Origin of the sequence: Dysgonomonas sp. GY617 (assembly GCF_015233815.1) — a bacterium.
In the GTDB taxonomy this organism is placed as follows: domain Bacteria; phylum Bacteroidota; class Bacteroidia; order Bacteroidales; family Dysgonomonadaceae; genus Dysgonomonas_A.
In genome coordinates this window covers 878,374-893,182 of record NZ_JADCLR010000001.1, presented here as the reverse complement: position 1 = coordinate 893,182, position 14,809 = coordinate 878,374, and the positions used below count along the sequence as shown (strand labels likewise).

At 35.1% G+C, this 14,809-nt stretch carries 11 protein-coding genes; 5 read left to right on the top strand and 6 right to left on the bottom strand.

Features of this window, described 5'->3' with window-relative positions:
• Positions 1–476: 476 nt before the first annotated feature.
• Both IR022_RS03685 and IR022_RS03680 read left to right on the top strand, forming a co-directional pair.
• A complete protein-coding gene (locus IR022_RS03685) occupies positions 477–1,166 on the top strand; it encodes a response regulator transcription factor (RefSeq protein WP_194202637.1) in 690 nt (229 codons plus the stop codon).
• Positions 1,163–2,494 carry a sensor histidine kinase gene (locus IR022_RS03680; protein WP_194202636.1) on the top strand — a complete coding sequence of 444 codons (1,332 nt, stop codon included), beginning with the start codon at positions 1,163–1,165 and terminating at the stop codon, positions 2,492–2,494. The genes IR022_RS03685 and IR022_RS03680 overlap by 4 nt, the downstream gene beginning before the upstream one ends.
• Positions 2,495–2,569: 75 nt before the next feature.
• Here IR022_RS03680 and IR022_RS03675 read toward each other — a convergent pair whose 3' ends face one another.
• From IR022_RS03675 to IR022_RS03650, 6 genes are all read right to left on the bottom strand, one after another.
• Positions 2,570–3,244, bottom strand: coding sequence for a MarC family protein (locus tag IR022_RS03675; protein WP_194202635.1), 675 nt, complete (start codon positions 3,242–3,244; stop codon positions 2,570–2,572).
• A 33-nt stretch (positions 3,245–3,277) separates the two neighbouring features.
• Complete coding sequence (locus IR022_RS03670; protein WP_194202634.1) at positions 3,278–4,456, bottom strand: BamA/TamA family outer membrane protein; 1,179 nt, start codon at positions 4,454–4,456, stop codon at positions 3,278–3,280.
• Positions 4,457–4,791: 335 nt separating this feature from the next.
• Positions 4,792–5,877: a porin gene (locus tag IR022_RS03665; protein WP_194202633.1), complete on the bottom strand. Its 1,086-nt coding sequence runs from the start codon at positions 5,875–5,877 to the stop codon at positions 4,792–4,794.
• 76 nt (positions 5,878–5,953) lie between these two features.
• Positions 5,954–7,588 (bottom strand): aspartate 4-decarboxylase, encoded by a 1,635-nt coding sequence (gene aspD / locus IR022_RS03660; protein WP_194202632.1) that lies wholly within the window; start codon positions 7,586–7,588, stop codon positions 5,954–5,956.
• Between the two features lie 68 nt (positions 7,589–7,656).
• On the bottom strand, positions 7,657–9,357 hold the full coding sequence (aspT, locus tag IR022_RS03655; protein ID WP_194202631.1) for an aspartate-alanine antiporter: 1,701 nt from the start codon (positions 9,355–9,357) through the stop codon (positions 7,657–7,659).
• Between the two features lie 32 nt (positions 9,358–9,389).
• Positions 9,390–10,781 carry a glutamate decarboxylase gene (locus tag IR022_RS03650; protein WP_194202630.1) on the bottom strand — a complete coding sequence of 464 codons (1,392 nt, stop codon included), beginning with the start codon at positions 10,779–10,781 and terminating at the stop codon, positions 9,390–9,392.
• A gap of 483 nt (positions 10,782–11,264) precedes the next feature.
• On the opposite strand from IR022_RS03650, the gene IR022_RS03645 reads away from it, so the two are divergent.
• From IR022_RS03645 to IR022_RS03635, 3 genes are all read left to right on the top strand, one after another.
• Positions 11,265–12,245 carry a linear amide C-N hydrolase gene (locus tag IR022_RS03645; RefSeq protein WP_194202629.1) on the top strand — a complete coding sequence of 327 codons (981 nt, stop codon included), beginning with the start codon at positions 11,265–11,267 and terminating at the stop codon, positions 12,243–12,245.
• A 76-nt stretch (positions 12,246–12,321) separates the two neighbouring features.
• Entirely contained in the window at positions 12,322–13,764 is a 1,443-nt protein-coding gene (locus IR022_RS03640) for a TolC family protein (protein ID WP_194202628.1), read from the top strand.
• Between the two features lie 38 nt (positions 13,765–13,802).
• A complete protein-coding gene (locus tag IR022_RS03635; protein ID WP_194202627.1) occupies positions 13,803–14,798 on the top strand; it encodes an HlyD family secretion protein in 996 nt (331 codons plus the stop codon).
• Positions 14,799–14,809 lie beyond the last annotated feature (11 nt).

Here is a 14,809-nt window from a genome sequence, read left to right as displayed (position 1 = left end):
ACTACTCTTGTACATGCTTCGGCTTTTGAAGCTAAACTTAGTGTTGTTAACGAACATAAAAAAATAAATACTTTTTTCATAATTTTTTATTTTAATGTAAATTAAAATCCTTTTATTGCTTTAATAGGGTTTACCAAATTGATTATTTTGGCTTATCTATTTATAATATATTCTACAAATTTGTATTCCAAAAGTAGGTAAATTGTGAGTAAAAAGAAGAAGAAAATCAATTAGAAAGTCGTTAGAATCAATGAATTGAATTCTAACGACTTTCTAATAACTGTTAGATAGCTATTTAAAGTCTATTTTCATACATTTGCTTACAGCTATGAGAAGCAATGATCTAATAATATGATCTGCTCTTATGTTAGATATCAAATCAATAAAAATCGTTTAAACAACAAGTAGCTTAAGGAGTTTCAATAATCGAACTAAAGAAACTATATGTTGTTATTATTTATAATAATTGCTTATCTATGAAAAAAATACTGGTTGTAGAGGACGAACAACGTATAGCCGAACTCCTCCAAAAAGGATTGGAAGAGTTTGGTTATATTGTAACCTTAGCTTTTGATGGAGAAATGGGACGACGTTTGGTCAATGCGCATGCTTATGATTTAATTATTACAGATATAATTCTACCTAATATAAATGGCTTTGAATTATGTAAAGAAATACGTAAAGTACAACCTCATGTGCCTATTATTATGCTAACGGCATTGGGTGCTACTGATGATAAGCTCGATGGTTTCGATGCAGGAGCAGACGACTATATGGTAAAACCTTTTGACCTTAGAGAATTAAATGCACGTGTAAACATATTATTAAAAAGAAAAGGTAGCAGTGAAAATGCACCTGAAGCAAATCAACTGGAATATGCCGATATTAAATTGGATATAGATACTAAAACGGTTTTCAGAGATGGGAAAGAGATGAAACTCACACCAAAAGAGTTTAATCTCTTAAGGTATATGATGATGAATCCCGAAAAAATATTAAGCCGTACCGAGATTGCAGAAAAAGTATGGGATACTCACTTCAATACAGGAACCAATTTCATTGATGTGTATATTAACTACCTAAGATCGAAAGTAGACAAAGGATTCGATACAAAACTAATACATACTCGCCCGGGATTAGGTTTTATATTAAGAAAAGAAGAATGAAAATAAGAACTAAAATTGCTCTTCGTATAACAGTTGTCATTACTGCTGTTATGCTTATATTCGTAGCCCTTAACTATATAGTCTCAACGCATGTTAGGAAAACTGAGTTTTATATTGATTTAAAAAAGGAAGGAATATCAAGAGCTAATCTTTATTTTAAAGCAAAGGCTTATAATGAAGATATGGATAAGGTAGACGTTTTTATTTATGATAAAGACTATAATCTCCTTTATCAGGATGCAGATAATTTTAAGGCTAGTCCACATTCCCGCGAGACATTAGAGGAAATATGGAAAACAAGGGGCGATTTTACTCAAAATAAAGGAAAATATCAAACCATTGGATTTATATTTTCATACCAAAATACAGATTATATTATACTAGTATCCGCATACGATAGTTACGGGTCTGAAAAGATGAGCAAGCTAGCCTTGTACTTATTGATTTTGAGTTTAGTGTCGCTTTTGGCAGCTTGTGCTTTAGGTTATTTTCTTGCAAAATCGGCGTTAAAACCCGTAGCCAGAATTTCCAATAAGATGAAAGACATTACGGCGAACAACCTTCATCTGCGTCTTTTAGGATATAATCAGAAAGATGAGTTTGGCGAATTGGCAAACTCTTTTAATAAAGCTTTGGATATTATCGAATCATCTTTCAATTCTCAGAAAATGTTTGTTAGCAATGTTTCACATGAACTGCAAACTCCTCTGGCTATACTAATCGGCGAAATAGACTTGGCTTTACTAAAAGACCGTACTTTGGAAGAGTATAAACAAACACTTATCAATTCGCGTCAGGATACCAATAAACTCATTAAATTTCTAAATGGTTTATTAGACCTTGCAAAAGCAAGTTACGATGAGAGTATAATATCTATGAGTATTATCAGGATAGATGAGGTTCTTCTCGATGCAAGAGAGCTTGTTTTAAAAGGCAATCCCCATTATAATATTGAGTTTCTGTTCAATCAAGATATAGAGGAAACCCCTGATATGACTTTCCGAGGTAACGAATATTTGCTGAGAATGGCTTTTGCCAACTTAATGGAAAATAACTGTAAGTATTCTAATAATAAAACTTCTATTGTAAAAATCACATCTCTAGATAATAAAATAACGTTGTTATTTTCGGACACGGGTATTGGTATTCCCGGAGATGAAATTGAACACCTATTTACTCCATTTTACAGAGGTAGTAACAAATCTTTTACTCAGGGAAATGGTATCGGGCTTGCTCTTGTAAAGAGAGTAATAACTTTACATAAAGGGAGCATCACTCTTGCTTCGGCTGTTGGAAAAGGTACTACTTTCCGTGTAGAATTAAGCTAGTTTCTAATAAATAAACATTACTACCTAGTAAAAAAGATAAGATGTTAAACAGATCTGTTTAACATCTTATCTTTTTTACAGAATGTTCAAATGAAATATCTTTGATATACCTGTAACTATAATTTGTATGCCTATGCAGAATGTAAAGAAGGCTACCAATTTGTTTATAATCAGATTACCCGCAGTTCCTAATTTTTCCATCATCCTGCGTCCCTGAGTAAGAAATATATAAAGCATGGCCGCCATGCAAAGAATAACAAGTGCAATAACTGAATAATTAATTCCTGTTTCTATCAAGCGACCTTTTACGCTTGCAGATGCCATTAAGGTAAAAAGTACAGATATACTACCGGGACCAATACTCATAGGAAAAGTTATAGGATAGAATATTTTTCCTTGCATTTCTTTCCATTTTAGATTATCTAAGGCTTGTTTAGTCTCATTGTCGCTTGAAGTTCCATTATCAGAAAGCAACTCCATTGCTGCTTTACATATCAGGATTCCCCCACCTAACTGTATAACAGGTATAGCCAGACCGAAAAGTAACAGAAACAAATGCCCTATTAGCAAAGTTCCAATACCAATCAAAAGGTAATTGACTATAATTTTTTGAATGGCTGATTTTCGTTGTTGATCACTCAACCCTGTTAAGAAACCGTTTACAATAAAACCATTTCCCAGAGGATTTATTACTGGGAACAGAGCCATAAAGGATGATGAAAATATAAATAACAAATTGCTTATCGACATAGTTACAGTTTTTTAGTTATAAGACCTTTTTACTTAAAATGCTTCATTAATATTGATATAAAATGCCGATTCTCCCTTTCCTCTTCCATAATCGAGACGAAAATTAACCCTCTCTTTTAATTCGAAACGATAGCCTGTTCCATAAGTTGGAAGCGTTTGGCACAGATGAAAAGTAGAGAATTTAGAAAAAACATTTCCTGCTCCTGCCCAAACCACAACACCACTACGTTTATAAACATGTTGGCGAAGTTCTACTTGTGAATCAATCAACTTTTTATCACGATACCTCCCTTGGTAATATCCCCTCATTTGATTAGGGTTTCCAACTAATGCCATCGTACCCCAATCTATACTACCTGTATTCAAAGTACTATCCAAATCAAAGGCTAGAATACTACCTTTTCTTAATTGCTTGTAATATCTGAATATAAGATCAGTTCTATTGAAATTGTGTGTACTTCCCAATAATCCCGAATAATAAGTATTAGACATCATAGCATACATCCCCTTGTAAGGATTGGGTATAAAATCTCTGGAATCGTAGGATAGCATAAGACCGACACCTACTCCTGTCGATTTTCGACTTTCACCACCAAGAATATTGGTATCCGAAAAATTAAGCCCTGTCACTTCCATTGCATTACTCGTAATTCCGAGAGCCGAATATTTACCTATTTTCTTAAAGAAGTCAACTTCTATATTTTTTTGCATATTGTTATATGTTGAGTAATCTTCTTTACTTCCGGCATTATATCCAACACCCCAGTAACGAAGAGGCGTATCTGAAAATGAAACATTGGCATTAATCCAGTAACGCATCTCAGGAAAAAAAGTGGTTCCCTTTACTCCGAAAGAATAAGCTCCAACTGTTGTAATATTGCTAAATAGTGATACACTAGATGGAGCCATATCTTCACTACATCCACTTAACCGATATAGTCCCGAAGCAATCAACCCCATACCTACCTTGGTTTCATTCGAATAATAAGGTCCACCCATTATAGAGAAATCAAAACCTTTTATAGCAGATGTTTTGTCATTAGAGCTTTCTAAGTATTGAAAAGCTGTTTTTTCTACATATGCAATTAAGGGGGTAATCAAACCTTTACTCTCTTTATTTTGAACATATAAAGTATCCTGTTTCGATTCGATCTGGGCATTCAGAGTAGACAATCCTATAAAAAAGAATACAATTATCAGTTGATGGCGCATAAATAAAGTTGTTGTTTTTAATTGAGTAAAAGAGGAGAGCTTCTTACTGTAATGATTTATATTGATTTAGTATATTTCAAGCTACTTCAGCTATTTGTTTGTCTCCAATACAAAAGTATAGGCTTTAGTCCTATTCACAACTCTATATTCAATTAGAAAACCATTAAATACCAACCCTTTAATTCTAATAATTTTCTAATACGTCCTCTGATCTATTTTCAAAACAGCGCCTTTGTTTTTGTAACTCTTATCTAATTAGACTTCAATGAGAAATAGTTATCAGTGCCTGTCTTTATTGCTGAATCTTTTTATTCTCAAGAAAAAGAGATAAACCATTATTTGGCTTTAAATATCCAACGGGTTCCTACGAGTAATGTTTGTGTATTACAATTTGAGATGTCGGCAAATTCTCCCTTAAAATTGGTTCTGCTATACATATACGCAGCATGAAAGCGTAAATCTTTAGTTACTTTGTTCGTAAAAGGATAGCACTCCATAACAGCCTCAATGCCCTTACTTTGATACGCATCGCTTCGGAAATCCTTATCATAACGCTCATTCCAGACAGTCTTAACTGATGGTTTCCATTTTCCGAAATCATATTTTATATTGATGGATGCAGATTGATCTTTTACATACCTCTCACCTAAATTAGCATCATTAACTATTGAGCTATAATCCATATTTCTATCTCCAATATAATAATCAAGCTCTGTTGTAAATTTCTTTATATTGAGCTGTGTACCTAAGGTAATCCAGTTATAAAATTTACTTTCGCTATGTTGAAAGGCTCCGTATGCCCAACGAGTTTTCACTTTGCCTTCAAGTAGACTGCCTACCCATAATACATTTATTGCCATTGCTTTGTTCTTGTAAGCATTATCAGCAAATTGAGGTGCATCCGAATTTACAATCTGTAAGTTTATTATTTGCCCTGCAAAACGATAAGCCGCATTTACTCCTGTTTTAGAATCATCCAGATCATTGTAAATCATTGTTGGCAAATACACATCTGCTCCGCTATAATCGTATTCGAATGTTCCGAATTGTACAGCCTGTTTACCTGCGGTAATTGTCCATTTACTATCTATATCAAAAGATATCCATGCCTGATCTGTTGCTGTTGAATAGTTATCACGCAAAGGCGTCTGAGTTTTATTAAAGCGTTGTCTTACCCTATAATGTATGTTTGGTGTAATATCGCCCACTAACCAAATTTTAAGAGCATTCCCTCTGAAAGTGCGATCTTCTAATTTTCCATCCTGAAAATCAGCTTGCAGATCAATTCTTGTATCAACTAATATATTAAGTTTGCTATCATCCCATTCCAATTTTTTCGCTAAATTTTCACTGTCTCTATGCTGAGCAAATAAGTTTAGGTAAAAACATAACAATGAGAGTATCAATAGTATTTTTTTCATCTGATTTGAATATTTATAAAAGATGCCGATTAGATACTCCGACCGACATCTTCTCTCTGTAGAATCGAGATTTTAGTTAGATTGATTTCCAAGCCTCTACATACTCTTGCATAGTTGCCGATAGTTGCTTACCAATAACCTCATAATCTTCATTTTCGAGATTAGCTAAAGAAACTCTAACCGACCATTCGGGACCAGCAAAACCTCCACCATTAAGTAATACTATTGAAGACTTTTCTGCCAATCGGAAAACTACATCAACCGGTTCGAAGTTCTTTTGTAGAAACTCAACGAATTCTTTTCCATAGTTTTTTAAAGCCCATTCCTGAATATCTATTTCACAATAGTAAGCGGCTCTCTCTTTATCTGCAATAATTGGCATTTCCATACCTTCCCAAAGCAAATGGTAACGGTCTTGAATCAGTTTATTACATGCTTCTTTGTATTTATTCTCAGTATCAAGCACTGCAAATGCGGCAAATAACATCATCTGCATTTGTTGAGGAAGCGACAATCCTGCGGTATGATTCAATGCAACCTGACGGCTGTCGGCTACAATACGATCTATAAATTTTAGTTTTTCGGGATGAAGTGTAAGACTTTCGTACAACTTAGCAAGTCTTTCCTTTTCTTTTTGGGGAAGTGCGGAAAGCATCTTGTCATAGATATTGTCTTCGTGTAGAGCAATAACTCCTAAACGCCAACCTGTGGCTCCGAAGTATTTAGAGAATGAATATACACACATCGTGTTTTGTGGTAATTCGTTCATTAAAGAATTAAATCCGTTTACAAATGTGCCATATACATCATCTGTCAAAATCATTAAGTTTGGATTCAAGTTCTTCACCACTTTTACCAAGTATTTAATGCTTTCATCTGAAATTTTCACCGATGTAGGATTACTTGGATTGATTACAAAGAATGCTCTGATTGATTTATCACCCAATTTATCAAACTCTTCGTTCGGATATTGGAAGTTAGAATTGCCATCTGCATCTTTTCCTGACCCATAGATATAGGTTACATCAAATTCGTATCTGGCTAATTGAGGAATTTCTAGATAAGGAGTAAATGCAGGCACACCCAGAGCTATTTTGTCGCCTTTTTTGAGCAAGCCATTTACAACCAGTGAGTCAAAAATATAACACATCGCAGCAGTACCGCCCTCTACGGCAAAAATATCGTATTTGCCTTTGCGATGAGGATTCGATCCACACATCTCTTGCACCAAATAGTCATGCACAATCACTTCGGCATGCTCAAGCATTCTTACAGGACTAGGATACTGATCTCCAATTATACCTTCTGCTAATTCGAATACCCATGCATCAGCATCGAAGTTGTGTTTTTGTATGCCATAGTTATAGATATTCTTAAGCAATTCGATACCCGGTTGTTGATCGTTCGTTTTAAGAAAATCTTCGAAGCGTTTTGCAATTCCACTCTTTTGTGGTATTCCAGCCATTCCTATGGGGTTGTTCATAGCTAAACGGCACTCTTCTATTCCGAATTGTCCCAGTTTAAAGAATGCTTCGCGAGGTGTTGTTGCAATCCAATTAGGATTTCCACGTCCGGCGTTTAGCATTGTTCTTACCGGTTTTAGTTGTTGATCTGATGCCAGACTGATTAAGCTATCTTTTAATTCGAAAGGACTTAATGTTTCTAGTTGCTCTTCGCGATGACGTGATGTTTTTAATTTTGAGATATTCATAATTATATATTTTCGATTGTTTTTTAATAAGAGTTGAATAAGTATTTTAGTAGGTCTGTAACCTTTCCTTAGCTCATCAATAGTACAATGACTACTCCCCAAATAATTAAGAGTGTATTACCTACTGCATAAGTTGTTGTATATGATAATGCGGGAACTTTACTTTTTGTAGCGTCTTCGAGTGCACCCAAAGCGGCTGTTGTAGTACGTGCACCGGCGCAAGCTCCCAAAGTGATAGCCGGATGAAATTTGAAAACATATTTCCCAAGTAATAATCCAACTAGCATAGGTACTATACTCACAAAAATACCTGCAACAAATAAGCTTAACCCTGAGGCTTTAAGCCCTGCGATAAAGTCGGGTCCTGCAGAAATACCTACTATGGCGATAAATATATTCAAGCCCAGATTATTCATTAACCAAATAGCAGGTTCGGGGATAGCACCAAAGGTAGGCCGACGCGATCTTAACCATCCGAATATGATACCCATGATAAGTACACCACCACTGGCACTAAGACTCAATGGAATATTGCCTGTTCGGAAAGTAAGAGAACCTAATAAACCTCCTAAGAAAATACCTAATCCCATATACAGTAAATCTGTTACATTGGTTGGGCGTTCGGCAAAACCTAGAGACTTGGCAAAACGGTCAACATCCGATTTACGACCTTCTATTTCTAGTACATCACCATGTTGAACTTTTACATTGCTTAGAAGAGGTAATGTTGCTTTTCCTCTATACATTTTGAGGATAACCACACCATGACGATCTTTACTGTCTTTTAATTCCTGAAGAGTTGTTCCTTGTACTTTTTTGTTTGAAACTATTACTTTCAGAGTTTCTACACGGAAATCGAGCAATTCTATATCAGCAACTTCTTTTCCAATGAAATTTTCGTCGGTAAGAATGGTTTCTAAAGGACCGTTTAATACTAAATTATCCCCTTTACTTACTTTATTATCCAGAGTTGGTTCCTGTATTATAACGCCATTTATCGGACGAATTCTTTCTACATATACAGGCCATCCTTTAGTTGCAAGTAAGTCTTCTACTTCTTGCACTGTTCTTTGAGTATCAAAAAAACTGCTGTTAGCTTGAATTACTCTGAAAGTAGCACCATTGTAAGCATATCCTAGGCTTGAATCTTCGTCTTGAATAGAACCGCCCAAAGAGGCTTCATATTCTTTTGTTTGCTTCACAATATCACCACCCAGAATTTTAGGTCCAATTGATGATAAGAACCAAGCTGTACCTGCTGTTCCGAAAATATAAGTTACTGCATACGCTACGGGTATCTTGTTTATCATTTCAGTTTTAAGTCCCGAGCCAATTGTCAACTGATTAATGGTATCGGTTGCAACCCCAATTACAGCCGAAATTGTATTCGCTCCGGCTATTAGTCCAACAGTGTTACCAATATCAAATCCTGCGATAATTGCAGCACCCCATGCTGTTAGCAAACAAGCAATACACACTAAGCAAGCAAAAGCGATCTGAGGTAATCCTCCTTTTTTGAGACTTTGCACAAATTGAGGTCCTACGCTGTATCCGACTGCAAATAAGAAAATCAAAAAGAAAGCAGACTTAACTGTTGGCGATATAACCAAATCTAACTGTCCGACTAATACACCCATTAGAAGTACTCCTGTAACTGAACCTAACGAAAAGCCTTTTATCTTAATTTTTCCAAGAGCAACTCCAAGAGCCAGCGTTAAGAATATGGCAAGCTCGGGAGCTGCTTGCATCGTTTTTATAATCCATTCCATATGATTGAGACTGATTTATTTGAATTGAATAATTAATGGTGAAAACTATTTGACTCATCAGAGTCTGAATTATTTGTAACCGGATGTTTTTGGAAATAATCTATGCAGCGTTTCAAGTCTTCAATCATTAGTTGTGCCAAATCGTGACTAAATCCGTGACGGATCAAAACACGCTGTATAACCATATCCTCACAATTAGAAGGTAGTGAGTAAGATGCTATTTGCCATCCTCGGCTACGCATGCGGTCTGATAGATCATATAAAGTGAATCCGGGATTAATATCCTTCTTCAACATCCATGCAGCTCCGGGAAGTGCCGATTTTCCATCGTATAATAAATCGAATAAGCCTAGTTTTTCTACTTCTTCTGCAATGTAGATTCCATGATCCAAACAAGCTTGTTGGATGCGTGCATATCCTTGACGTCCATGACGTAATAGGTTGTAATATTGAGCTATAATTTGTCCACCGGGACGAGAGAAGTTCAAAGCAAAAGTTGGCATATTGCCACCTAAATAATTTACATTGAATACAAGTTCTTCGGGTAAATCTTCTTTCTCGCGCCATACTACCCAACCCACACCTAGTGGTGATAATCCAAATTTATGACCCGATGTATTAATAGATTTTACACGTGGTAATCTGAAATCCCATACAATATCTTCTTGAATGAATGGTGCAACAAATCCACCACTGGCAGCATCTACATGAATAGGAATATCAAGTCCTGTTTCTTTTTGTAATTGATCAAGCGCATCACTTATCGCTTTTACATTTTCGTATTCTAATGTGAATGTTACACCGAAAGTAGGAACAACACCTATTGTATTTTCATCTACTCTTTTCAATACCTCTTCGGGAGTCATCAATAAACGTCCGTGTTCCATAGGTATTTCACGAATCTCAACATCAAAATAGCGTGAAAATTTATGCCAGCATATTTGTACCGGACCTGTTATAATATTAGGTTTATCTGTTGATTTTCCTTCTGCCAATCTTCTTGCTCTCCATTTCCATTTCAAAGCCAGACCTCCCAACATAGCAGCTTCGCTAGAACCGGTTGTAGAACACCCGATAGTATCAGCACTTTGAGGCGAATTCCATAAATCTGCTAATATATGTACGCAGCGGTTTTCTATTTCGGCAGTTTGGGGATACTCATCTTTATCGATCATATTCTTGTCAATACATTTATCCATTAAATAATGTATCTGAGGATCGAGATCAGTTTGACAAAATGTAGCTAAGTTTTGCTTTGCATTACCATCAAGTAATAATTCGTCGATCAAGAGGTCTTGAATAACTGTTGGATCATTGGGCTCCTCCGCAATTTTGAATTTAGGAATAGAATTTGTCGCTGCCGATTCGGCATAAGTGTCAAAAAAACTGTTGTTTTTGTCTGAATCAACTAAATGTAGTGGCATAATTTTCTGTTTTTATATAATTAATTAAATAGATATTTTCCTTTTAATATACTTCCTGTAGTCTTGCAAATGTTAATGAAATCACATGTGTGATTAATAATATTGAGCATTGTAATTGTCCATTTCATATAATAAGTTTTTTAATTATTTACATTGATTTTAGTTATATTTCAAACTACTTGATTGATGTGGTGAAATATATTCAGATACGATTTGTTGTAGATATCTTCGTTTATTTCCGATACAAAAGTATAGGCTTTCGTTTCTTGGATAACAATAATTTCAATTAGAAAGACATTAGAATTCAATTCATTAATTCTAATATTTTTCTAATTAAGTTTATTCTTTATATGCTAACTAGTCTGCCTATTTTTGCAACACAGATTTGAAGAAGTTCGATTTCAATAAATGAATTTTAGAATATTAAAATCGATAATCAAAGCAGAGAATTTTAAATATATAATCATCAAACAAATTAAAATTATGTGTACAAGAGTAGTTTATACAGGAACAAATGAAATGATAGTTACAGGTCGTACGATGGACTGGAAAACGGAACTATACAGCAATATCTGGATATTCCCAAGAGGAATGGAACGCAACGGAAAAACTGGTCAAAATTCATTAAAGTGGACATCTAAATATGGCAGTGTCGTAACCTCAGCCTTTGAGATAGCAAGTACAGACGGTATGAATGAAAAAGGATTAGTAGCTAATCTGCTTTGGTTACCCGAATCGGAATATCCGGTTAGAGATCAAAACAAACCGGGACTTACTATTGCTGCATGGGTACAATATATGTTGGATAATTTTGCAACAGTAAACGAAGCTGTTTCTTCCATTGAAGAAAGTACATTTCAGGTAGTATCGGATCAGATGCCTGATGGATCGAGATTAGCAACATTGCATTTATCTATCTCGGATGCCACAGGCGACAATGCCATTTTTGAATATGTGGATGGCAAACTAACTATTCACCACAGCACAGAGTATAAGGTAATGACAAACTCGCCTACTTATGACAAACAACTGGCATTGAATGATTATTGGAAATCGATTGGAGGATTAACATTCTTACCCGGAACCAATCGTCCTGCCGACCGTTTTGCCAGAGCTAGCTTTTATATTGATGTAATTCCTAAAACAGATAACCAAAAAGTAGCAATTGCTAGTGTATTCAGTGTAATTAGAAATGCTTCTGTTCCTCACGGCATATCAACTCCTGAAAATCCTGAAATATCTTCTACTCAATGGAGAACTGTATCAGATAGTAAGAATCTGATTTACTTTTTCGAATCGAGTGTAACTCCAAATACTTTTTGGGTAAGATTACAAGATATGAATCTATCAGAAGGTGCTCCTGTAATGAAATTATCTATTGCAAATGACGAAACATACAGTGGCAATACTGCTAAAGACTTTAAACCAGCAGAGCCTTTCAAATTTATAGGTGTAAACGCTTAAATGAACTTATAATTCTCTCAACCTCTCAAAAATTAATTGATTTAAAATAGACATCAAAAATTACAATCCCAATAATATGTTCAAACATTTAATAACCTCTAGTATAGTTTCTCTTCTTTGTTCGGCAACTCTTTTGGCGCAAGATACAAACGTTGAACTCAGTCTTGAGCAATCTATGCAATTGGCACATAATGGAAACAAAAGCCTCAAGATTGCGACCAAAGAAATTGAATGGGCTAAGAACGAGCATCAAAGAATAAATTCATTTTGGCTTCCAAGCATTAATGCAACGGGTGCATACATGCATATGTCGAATAAAATAGAAGTGAAACAACCATTGAGCGATTATACTAATCCTGCAAAAGATTATATACATTCTATCTATCCCGGCGAGCAGATTATCTCATCGGCATTAGATAAGTTAGGCAGTCAATCTCTTAATGTGCCACTTGTACCACAAAATTTTACAACAATTGATGCAAATCTAACATTGCCCTTATTCACTGGAGGTAAACGTATCTATGCAGGCAGAATAAGTAAACAGATGATCTCTGTAGCTAATGTAAATAAAGAACAAATAGATGCAGGAGTACAAATATTACTTGTTGAAAATTATTATGGTTTGCGTTTAGGTAACAGAATTGTTGATGTTAAAGAAAAAGCATACGAGTCTTTAAATACGCATTATCAGAATGCATTGAAACTTGAAGAAAACGGAATGATAAATAAAGCCGAGCGCTTGTTTGTCAAAGTAAACCTAGACGAGGCTAAACGAGAATTAGAGGCTGCACGAAAAGACTTGGATATTACTCAAAAATCGTTCAAAGTCTTAATCAAAATGGAAACGGAAGATACTATATCTCCAGTATCATCTCTCTTTATAAATGATTCTGTACCCTCTTTATCATATTTCAAAGGACTGATAAAAGATAATAATTATATGGTTAAGCAAATGAAGATACAGAAGGATATAGCTGGTAATCAATTAAAGATAGCAAATGCAGCATATGTACCAAACATTGCTTTACTCGGAAAACAAACTGTTTATGCAAATGGAATAGAGAGAAGCCTATTACCAAGAACTTTTATTGGGGCTGGATTTACATGGAATATTTTTGATGGATTTAATAGAGAGAAGAAAATTAAACAAGCCAGAATCGCACAACAAATTCTGGATATAGAAAGCGAAAAGATAATAGATGACAATGAACTAGGAATAGATAAGCTTTATAATCAGATGCAAAATGCACTGGATAATATTACAACTCTGACTACAACTATAGAGATGAGTAAAGAGTTGTTGAGAATACGTAAACTGGCATATCAGGAGGGAATGTCTACCTCAACCGAAGTAGTTGATGCAGAAGTAATACTCTCGAAAATTCAAATAGCCTCATTACTGGCATACTACGAGTATGATGTTGCATTGATAAACCTGCTTTCGGTTTGTGGTATTCCTCAATCATTTGATCAATACAGCAATAACGGAAAAACTGAACAGTATATTTTCAATCGTTAATTCTCAAATTTTATCAAAAAAAGAAAACAACAATAATTATGGACAAGACAAAAAAATATTTGATTATAGCTTTCATCTCAATCTTAGCGGTTGTCACAATCATCTCTGTATTAGGAATGTTTATGTTGAAAGAAAAGCCTGTTATCTTACAAGGGCAGGTAGAAGCTACTGAAATACGTATCTCAGGAAAATTACCTGGACGAATCGATTCCTTTTACGTAAAAGAAGGTCAAGCGGTTATGAAAGGAGACACCTTAGTTACCATTAACTGTCCCGAAGGCTTTGCTAAATTATCGCAGGCAAATGCAATGGAAAGTATAGCTGCAGCTCAAAACAACAAAATAGACGAAGGTAATCGTAAACAAATCATTGAATCGTTTCTTCAACTTTGGAATAAGTCTAAATCTGATTTGGAATTAGCAACAACTACTCACGAAAGAATATCTACACTTTATAAAGAGGGAGTCCTTACATCTCAACGAAAAGATGAAAGCGAAGCAGTTTATAAAGCAGCTGTAGCAGCAGAGCGTGCTGCATATCAACAATATCAAATGGCACTCGATGGTGCACGTAGTCAGGACAGAGCAAGTGCACGATCTTTAGTAGATGTTGCAAAAGGAACTGTTAATGAAGTTAGTGCCACTCTAAAAGATGCCGTATTATTAGCTCCCGAAAATGGTCAGATTTCAACCATTTATCCAAAAACGGGAGAACTTATCGGTCAAGGAATGCCTATAATGAGCCTTGTGGTATTAGAAGATGCTCATGTGGTATTAAATGTGAGGGAAGATCTATTACATAATTTCAAGATGGGTGATAAGTTTAAAGGAGATGTTCCTGCTTTAAATAAAAAGGGAATCACTTTCATAGTAAACTACATCAGTCCACTAGGTAGTTATGCAACTTGGAAATCGACAAAAGAATCGGGCAGTTACGATATGACAACTTTTGAACTGCATGCATTACCCGAATCTCCACTCGAAGGATTACGTCCAGGTATGTCTGTTTTGGTAAATCTTGACAATAAAAAGTAAATAAAAGCCTG